This window comes from Frankia tisae (assembly GCF_025403405.1).
GTDB lineage: Bacteria > Actinomycetota > Actinomycetes > Frankiales > Frankiaceae > Frankia > Frankia tisai.
The window spans coordinates 1-13,293 of the sequence record NZ_JANEZT010000183.1 but is presented as its reverse complement, the minus strand read 5'-3'; the positions used below and the strand labels follow the sequence as shown (position 1 = coordinate 13,293).

Here is a 13,293-nt window from a genome sequence, read left to right as displayed (position 1 = left end):
GTACCCCGTCAAGAAACCCGGCCAGCACGGCGCCCGCCACGACACCCCAGCCGCCATCAGGCCCGCCAACCCCCTGAAACCCCAGGTCACAGCTTGATCCAACTAGCGGAAGCGGCATTGCGACCAGGCCCGCACGACCTGCATGCCGCACCTTCGAGGCCATGGGCATTTCCTGACGTTACGACCTGACGTTACGAATTGCCTTTTCCAGGCACCGGCGTCGACGCGCTATCACGGGCCTTCCCCGAAGGCGTGACGTCGCTGTGCCGTCGGTGTGCCGCGGTCGTGCCGCCCAGCTGCCCTGCTGTCGCCTGCACGGCTTTCGCCCGCCGTCCGCGAACGCTGGCTATATGGTGATTTCGTGTTCCCTGCGGGGCCTCCCATGATCTTGGTTTTCCGCATTTTCCCTGCTAGGCACAAGGGGAGTCAGTGGACGGTTCTTCGCCTCGCATCCCGGCCGGCCTTCGCGACGAGGGCGTCCGGGTCGTCGTCATCGGTGGCGGCTCCGGTGGTGCGGGGGATCGGTCGCTCGACCGCGTCGCCGCGGTGGTCGAGCGGAGCGTCGCGGCGCTCGCCGGCGAGTTCACCCACCGATGTGGCCTGCCGACCAGCGCCTTGACCACCCTGGTCGGGCCGGCGGACCTGGCGGATGCCTGCCGCGTGACGGCGCGAGTCGCCGAGCAGGCGCGCACCGCCATCCTCGTCTACCTGATCGGTGCGGTGGGTCCGGTCGGTGGCGTCGGCGGGCAGGACGCGGCGCCCACGGGCTCCTCGCCGGCCGGTATCGGGCCGCTGGCGTCCCTGCTCACGGTCCTGACGAAGGCGGGCGTTCCCCGCTGTCTGCTGGTGGTCGACACGTTCGAGCGGCAGCAGACAGCAGGTCCGGTCGGCGGCTCGGGCCCGGGCGGTGGGGACATCGGCCACGGTCGGGTCGAGATGCTGGTGTCCCGGGCCGCCAGCGCGGACCGGTTCGCCGCGGGCGCCCTGGCCCCGCTGACCACCGAACTCGGTCACCTTCTCGCCAACGGCGATCCGGCCAGCGCCGGTTACCTGACGCTCGGCGGGATCAACCGGCGGCTGGGCGAAACCCTGGTGGGACGCGGCCAGGTGAGGGTCAACCTGGTACCTGCGGCCTGGTCGGACGCCTTCCCCGTGGCCCGCAACGCGGCGCACACCCCGCCGCTGCTCCTCCAGCAGGCGCCGGCGACGCGGATCCTCTCGGGTGACGAGCTCCCGTCGTCCGTGCGACCACGAGTCGTCCCGACCGTCGCCCCGGGCGTCCCGGTTGCCCCAGGCGTCCCGAACAGCACGGCGGTCCCCGGCGACACGCGGGTCCTGGGCGGGCCGAGCGGGCCGGTCGGGTTCGGGGCCGATCTGGTGGACACCGAGCAGATCTGCCCGTATCCGGGGCTCGCCTCGTTCGACGCCTCCTCCCAGCAGTGGTTCCACGGGCGGGAACGAACCACGGCCGACCTGGTGAACCGGCTCTCGACCCGGCTCGGGGGCGCCGGACCGCTGATGCTGGTCGCCGCATCCGGGGCGGGGAAGTCCTCGCTGCTGCGCGCCGGGCTGCTCACCGCGTTGGAACGAGGTGGCCTGCCCGGGTCAGCCTCCTGGCCGCAGGTCCTCGTCACGCCGACGGATCGGCCGATCCACGAGCTCGCCCGCCGGACCGCGCAGGCACTGGGCTTTCCACCGGCGACGAGCGTGCTGCTCGAGGGGGCCGTGGCGGACCCCTACCGGCTCACCGGGATGCTCGCCGAGCTGCTGGAACAGTCCGCGGGCGGACGGGCCAATGGCCGCCGGCTGGTGATCGCCGTGGACCAGTTCGAGGAGACCTTCACGCTCTGCGCCGACGACGCGGAGCGGGACGCGTTCATCCGCGGCCTGTGCGCGGTGGCCCGCGGGTCGGGGCAGGGGGCGCCGCCGGCGGTCGTGGTGCTGGCCGTCCGCGCGGATTTCTTCGCGTCCTGTGCCGCCCATCCGGATCTGGTCGACGCGTTGCAGTCCGGGCAGTTCGTGGTCGGTCCGATGACCTCGGCGGAGGTCCGGGAGGCGATCATCCTGCCGGCGCGCAAGGCCGGGCAGCGGCTCGAACCCGGACTCGTCGAGGTGATGCTGCGTGACCTGGGGGCCGGCGCGGGCGGAACCGAGGTCGTCGCCGATCCCGGCTCCCTGCCGCTGCTCGCCCACGCGCTGCGGGCGACGTGGCTCGCACGCGAGGACCAAACCCTCACCATCGCCGGCTACCAGCGGGTCGGCGGGCTGACCGGCGCGATTGCCCAGACCGCCGAGGCGATGTACGCGGCGCTGGACGCGGACGGCCAGCGGCTCGTCTGGCCGCTGCTGATGCGGATGGTGCGGGTCGGTGAGAGCGGGGACGACACCCGCCGTCGGGTGTCCCGACGGGAACTGCTCGCCCAGATCAGCGACCCGGCCGCGGCGGCCGTGCTCGACGCGCTGGTGCGCACGCGCCTCGTCGAGGTGGACGCCGACACCGCGCAGATCGCGCATGAGGCACTGCTGCGCTCGTGGCCGCGGCTGCGGGAGTGGATCGATCTCGACCGGGCGGGTGCGCTGGCCTGGCAGCAGCTCACCGAGGCGTCGGAGGTCTGGGAGCGCAGCGGCCGTGACCCGTCCTACCTGATCTCCGGTACCCGCCTGGCCGCGGCCCGGGACTGGGTCGACAACGGCGACCGCCGCGCGGGTCTCGGCGCCTCCGCCCGGGACTTCTACGACGCGAGCCGCAGCCGGGAGCACGACGAGCAGCGCTCCACCGTGCGCCGCACCCGCCGGCTGCACGTCCTCGTCGCCGGGCTGACGGTGCTCGCGCTGCTCGCGATCGGCTCGACCGGCTACGCCTACGACCAGCGGTCGTCCGCCAACCGGTCCCGCGACCGGGCCCTGTCCCAGTCGATCGCGGCCCGGGCCGACAAGTTGCGTCCCCTCGATCCGAGCCTGGCCGCCCAGCTGAGCCTGGTGGCCCACAACGTGGCCGACACCCCGGAGGCGCGCACGGCCGTGCTGGCCTCCGCGACGGTGACCCGCCACATCGGCGCCCACTCGCTCCCGATCGGCGCGGTGGCCTACAGCCACGACGGGAAGCTGATCGCCACCGGGAGTGACGACCATTCCGTGGCCCTGTGGGACGGCGCCGACAAGAACCGGCCGGGCCCACTCGGCCGGCTGCCGGATGCGGCCCACGGCGGGCACGCCTTCGCCGTGAAGTCGGTGGCCTTCAGCCCGACCTCGCCGGTGCTGGCCACCGGAGGGTCGGACGGCCAGGTCAAACTGTGGGACGTGAGCCGGCCGGCCGCCTCCCGGCTGCTGGCCACGCTGCCCCGGGCGGATGACCCCCGAGAGGTGTACGCCCTCGCGTTCAGCCCGGACGGAGCGGAGCTGGCCACCGGCGGCTACGGGACGACCGTGGCGCTGTGGGACGTCACCCACCCGGCGTCGCCGGTGCGGACCGGGGAGCTGGCCGGGGACACGGTCGTGGTGCGGGCGGTGGCATTCACCCCGGACGGCCGGCACGCGGTCACCGCGGCGGCGGACGGGCGCGCCGTGATCTGGGACGTGACCAGCCCGTCGTCGCCGCGGCAGCTCGCCCCGCTCGTCGACCCGAACGTCCCGTCGGGGGCGGACTCGGAGATTCTCGCCCTCGCGGTCAGCCCGGACGGCCGCAGCGTGGTGACGGGATCGGACGTGGGCGTCATCAGCCACTTCGACATCTCCCGGCCGGACGCGCCCGTACCGACGCAGACGGACGTCCGGACCGGCGCCACCGTGACCGGGCTCGCCTACCTCGACCGGACCAACGTCATCGCCACCACGGACAGCCAGGCGGCCTACATCGTGGACCCGGCCCGGTCGACGTCGGTGCTGACGTCGATCACCGTCGGCTGGAACACCTGGGCTGTCGCGGTCAGCCCCACCGACGCGACCATCGCGATCGGGGCCGAGGACGGTGTGCTGCGCCAGACCCGGTGGGCCGGAGTGATCGCCAGTCCCACCGGATCCCTGAGGGCCGGCGGCACCTTCTTCCACAGCCGAGTGCTGGCGACCGGCGACGACGCGGGCGAGCTCGCGTTGTGGCGGATCGACGGCGAACACAAGGTGACGGAACTGTCCGCCGTCCAGGCGCACGACGGGAACTACAGCGGACTGTACTGGCTCGCGGTCCGTCCGGACGATCGCGTGCTGGCGTCTTCGGGTGAAGGCGGCGTCAAGTTCTGGGACGTCTCCGATCCCAGCCACCCGCGGCAGGTGGGCAGCATCGTCAAGCCCGACCACGTGGCGCACGTCATCGAGTTCAGCCCGGACGGGCGGCTGCTCGCCGTGGGCAGCGGCAACGACATCGCCGTGTGGGACGTCTCGGATCCGGCGCACCCGGTTCTCCTGGCCCACAACAACACTGGGCACCGCCCCAGCTCCGACACGCAGCGCATCGCCTTCTCTCCCGACGGCGCGCTGATGGCCAGTGTCGGCACCGACCGACAGGTCGTTCTCTGGGATCTGCGTCAGCGGGGCCGGCTCACCAGCGTCGGCCGCCTCCGCGGGTTCGCCGGTGAGATCCAGGACGTCGGCTTCGCGCCGCGGGGCCGTACCCTCGCCGCCGGCGGTGACAGCCGGGTGGTGTATCTCTACGACGTGACCGACCCGGCCCGGCCCGCCGAGATCGGGCGGCTCGCCCCGCACAACGGTGTGATCCTCAAGCTTCGCTTCAGCCCCGACGGCCGCACGCTGGCCACCGGCGGGGCGGAGATCCGGCTCTGGGACGTCAGCACCCTGCGTGCGCCGAAGCCGCGGGGAGACTTCCTCACCGAATCCCCCACGTCGGATCTGCTGTTCACGCCGGACGGTTCGGATCTGGTCCCTATCCTGAACGAACCGGCGATCAGCCTGCTCAGGCTCGACGTCAGTGCCCAGGCGGCCAGGATCTGCGCCGCGGCCGGGGACCCGATCACCCGGGAGGAGTGGAAACGCTACCTGCCCGACCTGACCTACCGGCCGCCATGCCGATGAGTGGAGCCCGTCGATGAGTGGGAGCCCGCGGTGACGCTGGACTTCTCCCGGATCGAGGCCGCGCTGCCCGACTACGAGATCCAGGGCATCATCGGGCACGGCGGGTTCGGTCTCGTGCTGGCCGGCCAGCACCGCTACCTCGACGAACGACAGGTCGCGATCAAGATGCTGGTCGGCGAGTCGGACAACGCGGAGGGCCAGAGCCGCTTCCGGGCCGAGGCGCGGCTGCTGGAGCGGCTCGCCCATCCGCACATCGTCCGGATCTACGACTACACCGAGCAGAACGACCTGCGCCTGCTGGTGATGGAGCGTCTCGGCGACACGCTGCGCGCGCGGGCCCGGGCCGGCATGACCGTGGATCTGGTCGTCGCGGTCGGCCTCGCGGCCGCGGCGGCACTCGAACGTGCCCACACCGAATCCGTCTTCCATCGCGATATCAAGCCCGACAACATGTTGTTCGCCGGGAACGGGCAGCTGAAGGTCACCGACTTCGGCATCGCCAAGATCCTCGAGATGTCGGCGGCCACCGCGGCCACGATGATCGGCACGCCTCGGTACATGGCGCCGGAGCAGATCACCCAGACCGGGCTCGGCCCCGGCTCGGACCTGTACGCGCTCGGTGTCGTCCTGTTCGAACTGCTCACCGGCACCACCCCGTTCCCCCGGGAGCCGGGGTCGGTCGAGATGGCCGAACAGCGCTCGCACGCCGAGCCGCCGCCGCTGCCGTCCGCGCCGCCCGGCATCGCCGCCGCCGTCCGTCACGTACTGGCGGCGGACATCCGCGAGCGCCCACCGTCCGCCCGGGCCTTCGCGGTGGAGCTCGCCCGCGCGGCGGCCGACGCCTGGGGGCCCGGCTGGCTTGATCGCTGCCCGATGCCGGTCCACCTCAGCCAGGAGGTCCGCGACGCCGCCCACACGGGAACCCCCGCGGTGGCGCGCGGCGCCCAGGGATCCGGCGCACCCGCGGAGGGCTGGGCCGACGAGCCGACGACGATCCACGTGCCCTGGATGACGCCCGACCGCTTCGACCAGGCGGTATCCGCCCCTCCATCACCGTCACCATCACCGGCGCCGGGCGAATCCCCTGCCGCGACGCCGGGCGGCGCCATGCCGCCACCGCCGGATGGGCGCACGCCGCAGCCGGGCCGGATCACCCCCCGCCGGGCGTTGTTCGGCCGGGGCCGCACCCGGCGGGCGGCGGCCGAACCCGGCCGTCCGCTGACGGTGGCCCATCCCTTCGACCTGGCCCTGGCCGCCGACGGGTCACTGTTCGTCTCCCAGCCGCTGCACCACCAGGTCAGCCGGATTCCCCGGCCGGGCGCGGTGGCCGTGCACGCCGGAAACGGGCGCGCGGGCTTCGCGGGCGACGGCGGCCCGGCGGCGAGCGCCGAGCTGAACTCCCCCTACGGCATCGCGGTCGATCCGCGCGGCACGCTGTACATCGCCGACCATTTCAACAACCGGGTCCGGCGGATCGGCCCGGACGGCGTCGTGACCACCTGGGCCGGGTCGGGCCTGGCCGGCCCGCCGCTGGCGCCGGGCGTGCGGGTCGCGGCGGCGCGCCTGGCGTTGAACCGGCCCCGTTCCCTCGCCGTCGATGGCGGTGGCGTGCTGTACGTCGCGAGCACCGACAACCACCAGATCATCCGGGTGGACCCGGACGGCGTCGCCGAGCTCGTCGCCGGCTGCGGCGAGTCCGGCTTCTCCGGTGACGGCGACGCGGCGGTGCGGGCCCGGCTGTCCGGCCCGTACGACGTCGCGTGCGCGCCGGGCGGGATCGTCATCGCCGACACCAACAACGAACGGATCCGGCTCGTCGACACGGCGGGGCAGATGTCGACCCTCGCCGGTACGGCCCCCGGCGGCCTCGGTGGACCGTCGGCATTCGGCGACCGGTCGGAACTGGGGATGGGACCGGGGTTCGGGGCCGCCAGGGCGAACCAGAACGACATCGGCCGGCCGTCGGCCGTGGAGGTCGGCCCGCGTGGGCCGGTCGTCGCCGACCCGTACCGGCACCGGGTCCTCGAGATCACCTGGGACGGGGTGGTGCGCGTGCTCGTCGGCGGGGGCCGGTCCGCCGCCTCGGTCGACGGCACGCCGGCGGTGACAGCCGGCATCGACGGTCCGCGCGGCCTCGCGATCGGCGCGGACGGCACGGTCTACATCGCCGAGACCGGCCGGCACCGGATCCGGACGGTGACGCCGGCCGGCATGCTGAATACCCTGACCGGCTGACCGGAACACCGCTGCATCACGGCCGGCTGTCGACCGGCGAGGTCGCTACTCTGCTGCAGGCCGTCGAGCCGGAGGCCCACCGTCAGCTCACGCGGATGGTCGAACGCGGCCTGGTTCGCAGTGCGCGGTGGTGGACCGGCCGGCAGATCAGCTGCCTGGCGGCGTCATCGTCGCCGACGGGACGTCGAAGTAGCCGATGATGTCGGCCCCGCGGATGGCCAGGTCGCGGTCGGTGAACCCGTCGAGCCGTTCGGCGTCGCGGGCCAGCACCGTCGCCCCGCCCTTGTCGACCAGCATCACGTAGATCCGGGCCGTGATCCCGGGATAGCCGGGGTAGCCCATGATGCCGCGCGGCCCGCGAAAGCAGAGCTGGTCGGAGACCGTGAGCACGTCCCCGGGGTAGTAGCGGCCGTTGCCCGGGTTGTGCCGGGGCGTCGAGTCGGTCGTGCCGGGATCGGCCCAACTGGCGCCGACGAGTTCCTTGCCGGCCGGCACCGGCGCCGACAACCGGCCGCCCACCTCCAACGACGGGTTCCATGAGGCGTAATAGGTGTAGGAGGCCTGGGAGACTCGGACGCCGTACTGGTCGGAGCCTCGCTGGTTGACAACGGTCGCCGTCGTCTTGAGCGGCAGGTTGTAGCAGCCGTGCGGGCCAGCCGCGGTGCGCGGGGCCGGCGTGGCGGTCGGGGCGGTGCCGCCGCCGAACAGCAGCGCGCCCAAGCCGATGCCGGCGCCGAGGCCCACCCCGAGCAGGCCGATCGCCGCGCCGATCAGCGCCCGGGTCGGTCGCCCCAGCCGCCCCTCACCGGGCCACCCCTCACCGGGCCACCCCGGGACGGGCTCGGCCGGATCGGTGGGTGACGGGTCTGCGACGACCGTCGCCGGCGTCTCGTCCGGGCTCCGGCCGGCCCCGCGTTCGGGTGCGGTCCCCGTTTCGGCTCCGGGCGGCCCGGCTTCGGGCTCCGGTCCCAGCCCGGCCGTGCGCTGCAGCCGGTGCCAGGCGGCCAACCAGGCCGTGCGTCGGGCCGGGTCGAAGGCCTCGACGATCCGGGTCACCGAGTTGTTCGGTGAGCCGACGGCGCCGGTTACGCAGGTCGTTGATGGTGGTCTTGGACAGGCCGGTCCGTGACTCGACCGACCGGTCGTTGGACCGCCCCCACAGGCCGGTGATCGCCTCGTGCAGATCCTGGTAGCTGGAGACCCCGTCCGGGCCCTCCGGCGATGTTTCCCCCGTGTGCGACATCGCTTCCGTTCCTCGATGAGCTGCGGCCTTCCCGCAGGGTTGTCCGTCCGCTCAGTTACGTCGGCGATCCTTCCCGTTCCGGCCGTTCCGGCCGTCCTGGAAGGACAGGACGGGACAACCGGTACTCATCATGCCGATGAACCGTGGCTCCGGGCGCCGCCGTCCTGGTTACGGTCTCGCTTGGCCCGGCTGACCGGGGGGTGGCCGGGCCACACAACATCAAGGGCGCGGAGGGCGGCCGCATGAGCGATCTGGACGACGTCGAGTTCGACGACCCGCTGGGCGCGGCCGAGGTGAACCGGGCCTGCGGCTACCTGCGGGACGGGCTGGGCGAGGCCGAGGTGCGGCAACGGCTGTGGGATGGGCTCCCGGTACCGGCTGCGGTTGATGCCTTGGACCTGGATCTTGCGTCGGTCGAGCGCGACGAGCTGCTGCGGGTCACCGGCGAGTACGGGCAGGAGCCGACCGCCCGGCCGGGTCTGGACCCGGCCGGGTCCGCGGCCGGCCAACTCGCTGCGGCCACGGCCCGGATCCGGTGGTGGGCGGGCCGCAGCGCCGATCCGTTGCTGGACCGGGAGACGGTCCGGGCGGCGCGGACCGTTCTGCGCAGCTACGAACGGCTGGCCCACGGCGCAGGCCGGCCGGGGCCCGATGGTGAGGTGGTGGTCGGGTGAATACCCGTCGAGTGCTGTCACCGTGGCACGAGCTGCGGGACCTGCGGAGCCGGGCCGACGGCCTGGTGGCCGACCTGACTGCGGCCCGGGCCGAGTCGCAAGCCGGTGCCGCCGCCTACGCGGAGCTGGCCGCCGACCGCGACCGCCTGGCAGACCAGCTGGCCGCGATCGGCGACGCCGGGCCGCCGGTCGTCGTCCACGACCTGATTGCCGTGGCCGACAACCTGGTCGACCTGACCGATGACGAGGCGATCGTCGACCCCGCGGCCGCGGCCGCGTTCGCCCGCTGGATCACCCAGCGGGTCGGCACCATGATCAGCCACTGCGAGGTGACCTGGGCCGCCGACGAGGGACCGTTCGATCCGGCCCGGCACGAGGCCGTCGCGTCCCGGCCGGCACCGGACGCCGGGCAGGAGGGCCGCATCGCCGAGACCGTTCGACCCGGCTACCTGTGGCGCGACCAGATCGTCCGTCCCCAGCAGGTGGTCGTCTACGCCGCACCTGAGGGGGCCGCACCTGAGGGGAACGAGCCCGCGTGACCGACAATGATGTCGACCAGCTCCGAAACCGGGCGCTGGCCTTGGGTGCGGGTAGGGCCGGGGCAGGGGCCCGTCCCAGGGACATCTCCTGAGAACCGCGTGACGCGCTCAGCCGGGTGATTGTGGCCGACACGGCGCAGGCGCTGTCGTGCTCGCAGGGCACGGTCAGGAGCCAGGCTGCCCGGGCGATCGACCGGCTGCGGGAGCGGCTGGCCGCGCTATCAGCTGAGCGGAGTCTTCGATAACGTCCCCGATGGTTGGCAGATCCAGAACGTCGACAGATACTCCCTGGTCATCGCGCCGGTCGGTGCGACGGACAAGGACCCGAACTCCTACCTGGGCAAGATCCACCTCGGTAACCGGCCGCCGACACACGCCCCGGCCACGCAGGGCCTGCTGCTGCCCGCGGGCAGAGACTCCTACCTCATCTTCCAGATCCCCGGCCAGCTGCGCTGGGACGCAGCCACGGTGGCCGACTTCGCTGCCGGCGTCCACATGACCGCGGGCGGCGACGGTCACAGTAGGTGACGACCCCCGTCGACGTTGAGCGTCTGGCCGGTGATGAAGGCGGCGTCGTCCGAGGCAAGGAAGAAGATCGGTCCGACCAGGTCCTCGGGAGTTTCGTCGCGGTGGAGCGCACGCGCACTGCGTTGCTCCGCCAGCAGGGCCTCGGGAAGCACCGCGGCGGCCGCCGGGGTGACGGTGAGTCCCGGGGTGATCAGATTGACCGTGATGCCGTAGCCGCCGAGTTCGCGGGCCAGGACATGGGTCAGGCCCATGACGCCCCCCTTGGAGGCCACATAGTGGGACTGCATGGGGGTGCCGCTGAAGACCGAGCCGGACCCGATGTTCACGATGCGACCGTGGCCGCTCGCCTTCATGAGGGGGACGAAGGACCGGATCATGAGAAAGGTGCCGGTGAGGTTGACGTCGATGACCTGACGCCACTCATCGGTGCTCATCTCCTCGAAGGCGGTCTGCGGAAAATGGCCGGCATTGTTGATCAGAACGTCGACCGTGCCGAGGCTCTGCTGCACGACCTGGGCCAGCGCGGCGACGCTCTGCTCGTTGGAGATGTCCGCGGGAACGGTGTGCAGCGACGGGTGCTGCCCGCCGGGCGCGTCGGCGTCCCACCGGGCGCGCCACGTGTCGAGCGCCTCCGGCGAGAGGTCGGAGGCGACGACGGTGTCGCCGTGAGCCAGAAACCGGTTGACGATCTCGGAACCGATGCCGCCGGCGGCGCCGGTGACCACGACGGTGCGTGCTGCGCTCATGACTGTTCCTCTCGCGCCGGATCGAGTAAGTATCAGTTAACTTATCAGATGGCTGATACTTGTCCAGGCCGCTAACGTGGCCACGCAAGCGCGGGCGCGGCGGCGGAAACGGGGCAGGAGCACGGTGGCGGAGAACTTCGAGGAGCGATTGCCGTACCTGATGCGGCGGGTGAGCACAGCGCTCGCCCAGCAGGTCGACCGCGCGCTGCGGGAGTTCTCGCTCACCCACACCCAGCTCGGCGCGCTCGCCCAGCTCGGCCTCGTGGACCCCGGGGCACTGTCCGGAGCCACTCTGGGCCAGCGCAACGGGGTCACCGCGCAGTCGATGTCGACGGCGATCGCCGGACTGCTCGAGCGAGGACTCGTCGACCGCGAGCCGCACCCCACCCACGGGCGGATCCTTCAGGTGCGGATCACGCCGGCGGGCGCCGAGCTGCTCACCCGTGCCCAGGCGGCGACCAGGAAAGCCGAGGACCGCACCCTGGCCTTCCTCGACGCCGAGCAGCAGCGCCAGCTCCGAAACGTGCTACGCACGATGATGCAGGCCCTCGACCTGTACCTGTACTTCCCCGACGCCGACGAGGACCGTCCCTAGACCCGGTCTCGTTACTCGCGCCCCCGATGCCCGGCGGCGGTGAGAAAGTCGCCGTGACAGACCGCGGGAGTGTCAGGTGCCGAGGCCGTCGAGGACCTCGGCGGTGGGGAGGGCGGCGAGCGCCGCTCCGGGCAGCCACAGTTTGGACCGGCGCAGGCCGGAGCCGACGACGACGCGAGGATGCTCGGCGACCGCGCGGTCGATCAGCAGCGGCCAGTCGGCGGGCAGCCCGACCGGGGTGATACCGCCGTACTCCATCCCGGTGCGGGAGACGGCCGTGTCCATCGGCGCGAACGACACCTTGCGGGCGGCGAGCCGGCGCCGGACCAGCCCGTTCACGTCCGCCCGGGTCGTCGCGAGGACCACACACGCCGCAAGCGTCGTCTCGGCGCCACGCCTGGCCGCGACGATCACGCAGTTCGCCGAGTCTGCCGGGGCGACCCCGTAGCGCTCGCAGAACGCGGCGGTGTCGGCGAGCTCGGGGTCGATCTCCGCGACCTCGACCTGCTCGACGGGCGGCGCGGACCCCGCGGCCGGCCAGGATTCCAGGGCCGCCGCCGTCGCCGCCGCGAGCAGGTCCGGTCGGCGCAGGGCTGGCACCGGCCGAAGTATCTCGGTCATGGAACGAGATTATGGTCCTGCCCTCCGCTGTCCGTTCGCTCATCTCCGCTCATGCAATCTCCGCGCCCACGCGCCTGCGCATTCACGTGGTGCTCAGGAGGCGTCGTCGTAGCCTTCGCGGACGGCGAAGCGGGTCAGCTCCACCCGGTTGCGAAGCTGGAGCTTGCCCAGCACGTTGTGCACGTGGTTCTGCACGGTGCGGTGGGAGACGCCGAGGCGCCGCGCCGCGTCCCGGGCTGACAGGCCCTTCGCGACCAGGCGCAGCACCTCGATCTCCCGCGCCGTGAGCCGCGGGGTCGACGGCGTCGCGGCCGCGTCGCGCGCCGCCCGCGACATCTCCCCCAGGACGAGCGCGGCGAGCCCCGCGCTGAAGACGGCGACCCCGGCGGCCGTGCGGCGCACGGCGTCAACGAGCTCCTCGGGCCGCGCTGACTTGACGACGTATCCCGACGCCCCGGCCCGAACCGCCGCGAGGACGTCGGCCTGCTCGCCGGAGGCCGAGACGATCAGGACCGCGCCGGTGAAGCCTCCGACCGTCGCAGCCGGGCCGAGCAGGGCCTGGATCACCTCGACGCCCGAGCCGTCGGGGAGCGTCAGATCGAGGACGACGAGGTCGGGCCGGGTCGCCGCGACCACCCGCAGCGCCTGCGCCACCGAGCCGGCCGTGCCGACCACCATGAACCCCGCCTGGTCCAGATCCCGGCTCAATGCCTCCCGCCACAGGGGATGGTCGTCGACGACCACCACCCGCGCAGGCGCGGGCCCCTGGGCCGCCGAGCCGTCCGCGGCCGGTCCGCGGACCTCGGGCCGGCCGCCCCGCGGCCGGTCAGCGTGGGACACGCAGCTCGACCTCCGTCCCCGCCCCGGGTCGGCTCGTCACGGTCACCGTGCCGCCCAGCTCCCGGATCCGCCCGCGCACCGAGACCGCGAGCCCCAGCCGCCCCTCGGTGGCGGCCCGCTCCATCCGCCCGGCCGCCATCCCCACTCCATCATCACGGATGGTGACGATCGCCCGGTCGCCGTCGTCCTCCACGAGCACCCAGGCCGACGCCCCGGGGCCGGCGTGGCGGGCCACATTGTCCACCGT

At 73.0% G+C, this 13,293-nt stretch carries 11 protein-coding genes; 6 read left to right on the top strand and 5 right to left on the bottom strand.

Annotated features, from left to right (window positions below; genetic code table 11):
• Nucleotides 1-429: 429 nt before the first annotated feature.
• Together NBZ85_RS17940 and NBZ85_RS17935 are read left to right on the top strand one after the other, a co-directional pair.
• The gene (locus NBZ85_RS17940; protein WP_261557332.1) at nt 430-5,025 is read left to right on the top strand and encodes an nSTAND1 domain-containing NTPase; all 4,596 of its coding nucleotides are present in this window, start codon (nt 430-432) and stop codon (nt 5,023-5,025) included.
• A gap of 30 nt (nt 5,026-5,055) precedes the next feature.
• Complete coding sequence (locus tag NBZ85_RS17935) at nt 5,056-7,260, top strand: serine/threonine-protein kinase (protein WP_261557334.1); 2,205 nt, start codon at nt 5,056-5,058, stop codon at nt 7,258-7,260.
• Nucleotides 7,261-7,407: 147 nt separating this feature from the next.
• Here NBZ85_RS17935 and NBZ85_RS17930 read toward each other — a convergent pair whose 3' ends face one another.
• Nucleotides 7,408-8,316 (bottom strand): serine/threonine-protein kinase, encoded by a 909-nt coding sequence (locus NBZ85_RS17930; protein ID WP_261557336.1) that lies wholly within the window; start codon nt 8,314-8,316, stop codon nt 7,408-7,410.
• A gap of 429 nt (nt 8,317-8,745) precedes the next feature.
• Here NBZ85_RS17930 and NBZ85_RS17925 point away from each other — a divergent pair, with 429 nt between their 5' ends.
• The 3 genes from NBZ85_RS17925 (at nt 8,746) to NBZ85_RS17915 (ending at nt 10,244) form a co-directional block, all read left to right on the top strand.
• Nucleotides 8,746-9,177, top strand: coding sequence for a hypothetical protein (locus tag NBZ85_RS17925; protein ID WP_261557337.1), 432 nt, complete (start codon nt 8,746-8,748; stop codon nt 9,175-9,177).
• On the top strand, nt 9,174-9,716 hold the full coding sequence (gene grpE, locus NBZ85_RS17920; protein WP_261557348.1) for a nucleotide exchange factor GrpE: 543 nt from the start codon (nt 9,174-9,176) through the stop codon (nt 9,714-9,716). The genes NBZ85_RS17925 and grpE overlap by 4 nt, the downstream gene beginning before the upstream one ends.
• A gap of 120 nt (nt 9,717-9,836) precedes the next feature.
• Nucleotides 9,837-10,244 carry a hypothetical protein gene (locus tag NBZ85_RS17915; RefSeq protein ID WP_261557350.1) on the top strand — a complete coding sequence of 136 codons (408 nt, stop codon included), beginning with the start codon at nt 9,837-9,839 and terminating at the stop codon, nt 10,242-10,244.
• Here NBZ85_RS17915 and NBZ85_RS17910 read toward each other — a convergent pair.
• Nucleotides 10,232-10,990 carry an SDR family NAD(P)-dependent oxidoreductase gene (locus tag NBZ85_RS17910; RefSeq protein ID WP_261557352.1) on the bottom strand — a complete coding sequence of 253 codons (759 nt, stop codon included), beginning with the start codon at nt 10,988-10,990 and terminating at the stop codon, nt 10,232-10,234. The genes NBZ85_RS17915 and NBZ85_RS17910 overlap by 13 nt on opposite strands.
• A 124-nt stretch (nt 10,991-11,114) precedes the next feature.
• On the opposite strand from NBZ85_RS17910, the gene NBZ85_RS17905 reads away from it, so the two are divergent.
• Nucleotides 11,115-11,585 (top strand): MarR family winged helix-turn-helix transcriptional regulator, encoded by a 471-nt coding sequence (locus NBZ85_RS17905; protein ID WP_261557358.1) that lies wholly within the window; start codon nt 11,115-11,117, stop codon nt 11,583-11,585.
• Nucleotides 11,586-11,657: 72 nt separating this feature from the next.
• Here NBZ85_RS17905 and NBZ85_RS17900 read toward each other — a convergent pair whose 3' ends face one another.
• The 3 genes from NBZ85_RS17900 to NBZ85_RS17890 all read right to left on the bottom strand — a co-directional run.
• Entirely contained in the window at nt 11,658-12,206 is a 549-nt protein-coding gene (locus NBZ85_RS17900) for a YbaK/EbsC family protein (RefSeq protein WP_261562271.1), read from the bottom strand.
• 93 nt (nt 12,207-12,299) lie between these two features.
• Entirely contained in the window at nt 12,300-13,046 is a 747-nt protein-coding gene (locus NBZ85_RS17895; RefSeq protein WP_261562270.1) for a response regulator, read from the bottom strand.
• Nucleotides 13,033-13,293: ATP-binding protein (locus NBZ85_RS17890; protein WP_261562269.1), on the bottom strand; the 261-nt coding region annotated here is incomplete at its 5' end. The genes NBZ85_RS17890 and NBZ85_RS17895, both read right to left, overlap by 14 nt.

Excerpts from the sequence above, each read along its gene's own strand:
- NBZ85_RS17900 (WP_261562271.1), bottom strand. The coding sequence starts at position 12,206 with ATGACCGAGATACTTCGGCCGGTGCCAGCCCTGCGCCGACCGGACCTG.
- NBZ85_RS17910 (WP_261557352.1), bottom strand. The coding sequence starts at position 10,990 with ATGAGCGCAGCACGCACCGTCGTGGTCACCGGCGCCGCCGGCGGCATC.
- NBZ85_RS17925 (WP_261557337.1), top strand. The coding sequence starts at position 8,746 with ATGAGCGATCTGGACGACGTCGAGTTCGACGACCCGCTGGGCGCGGCC.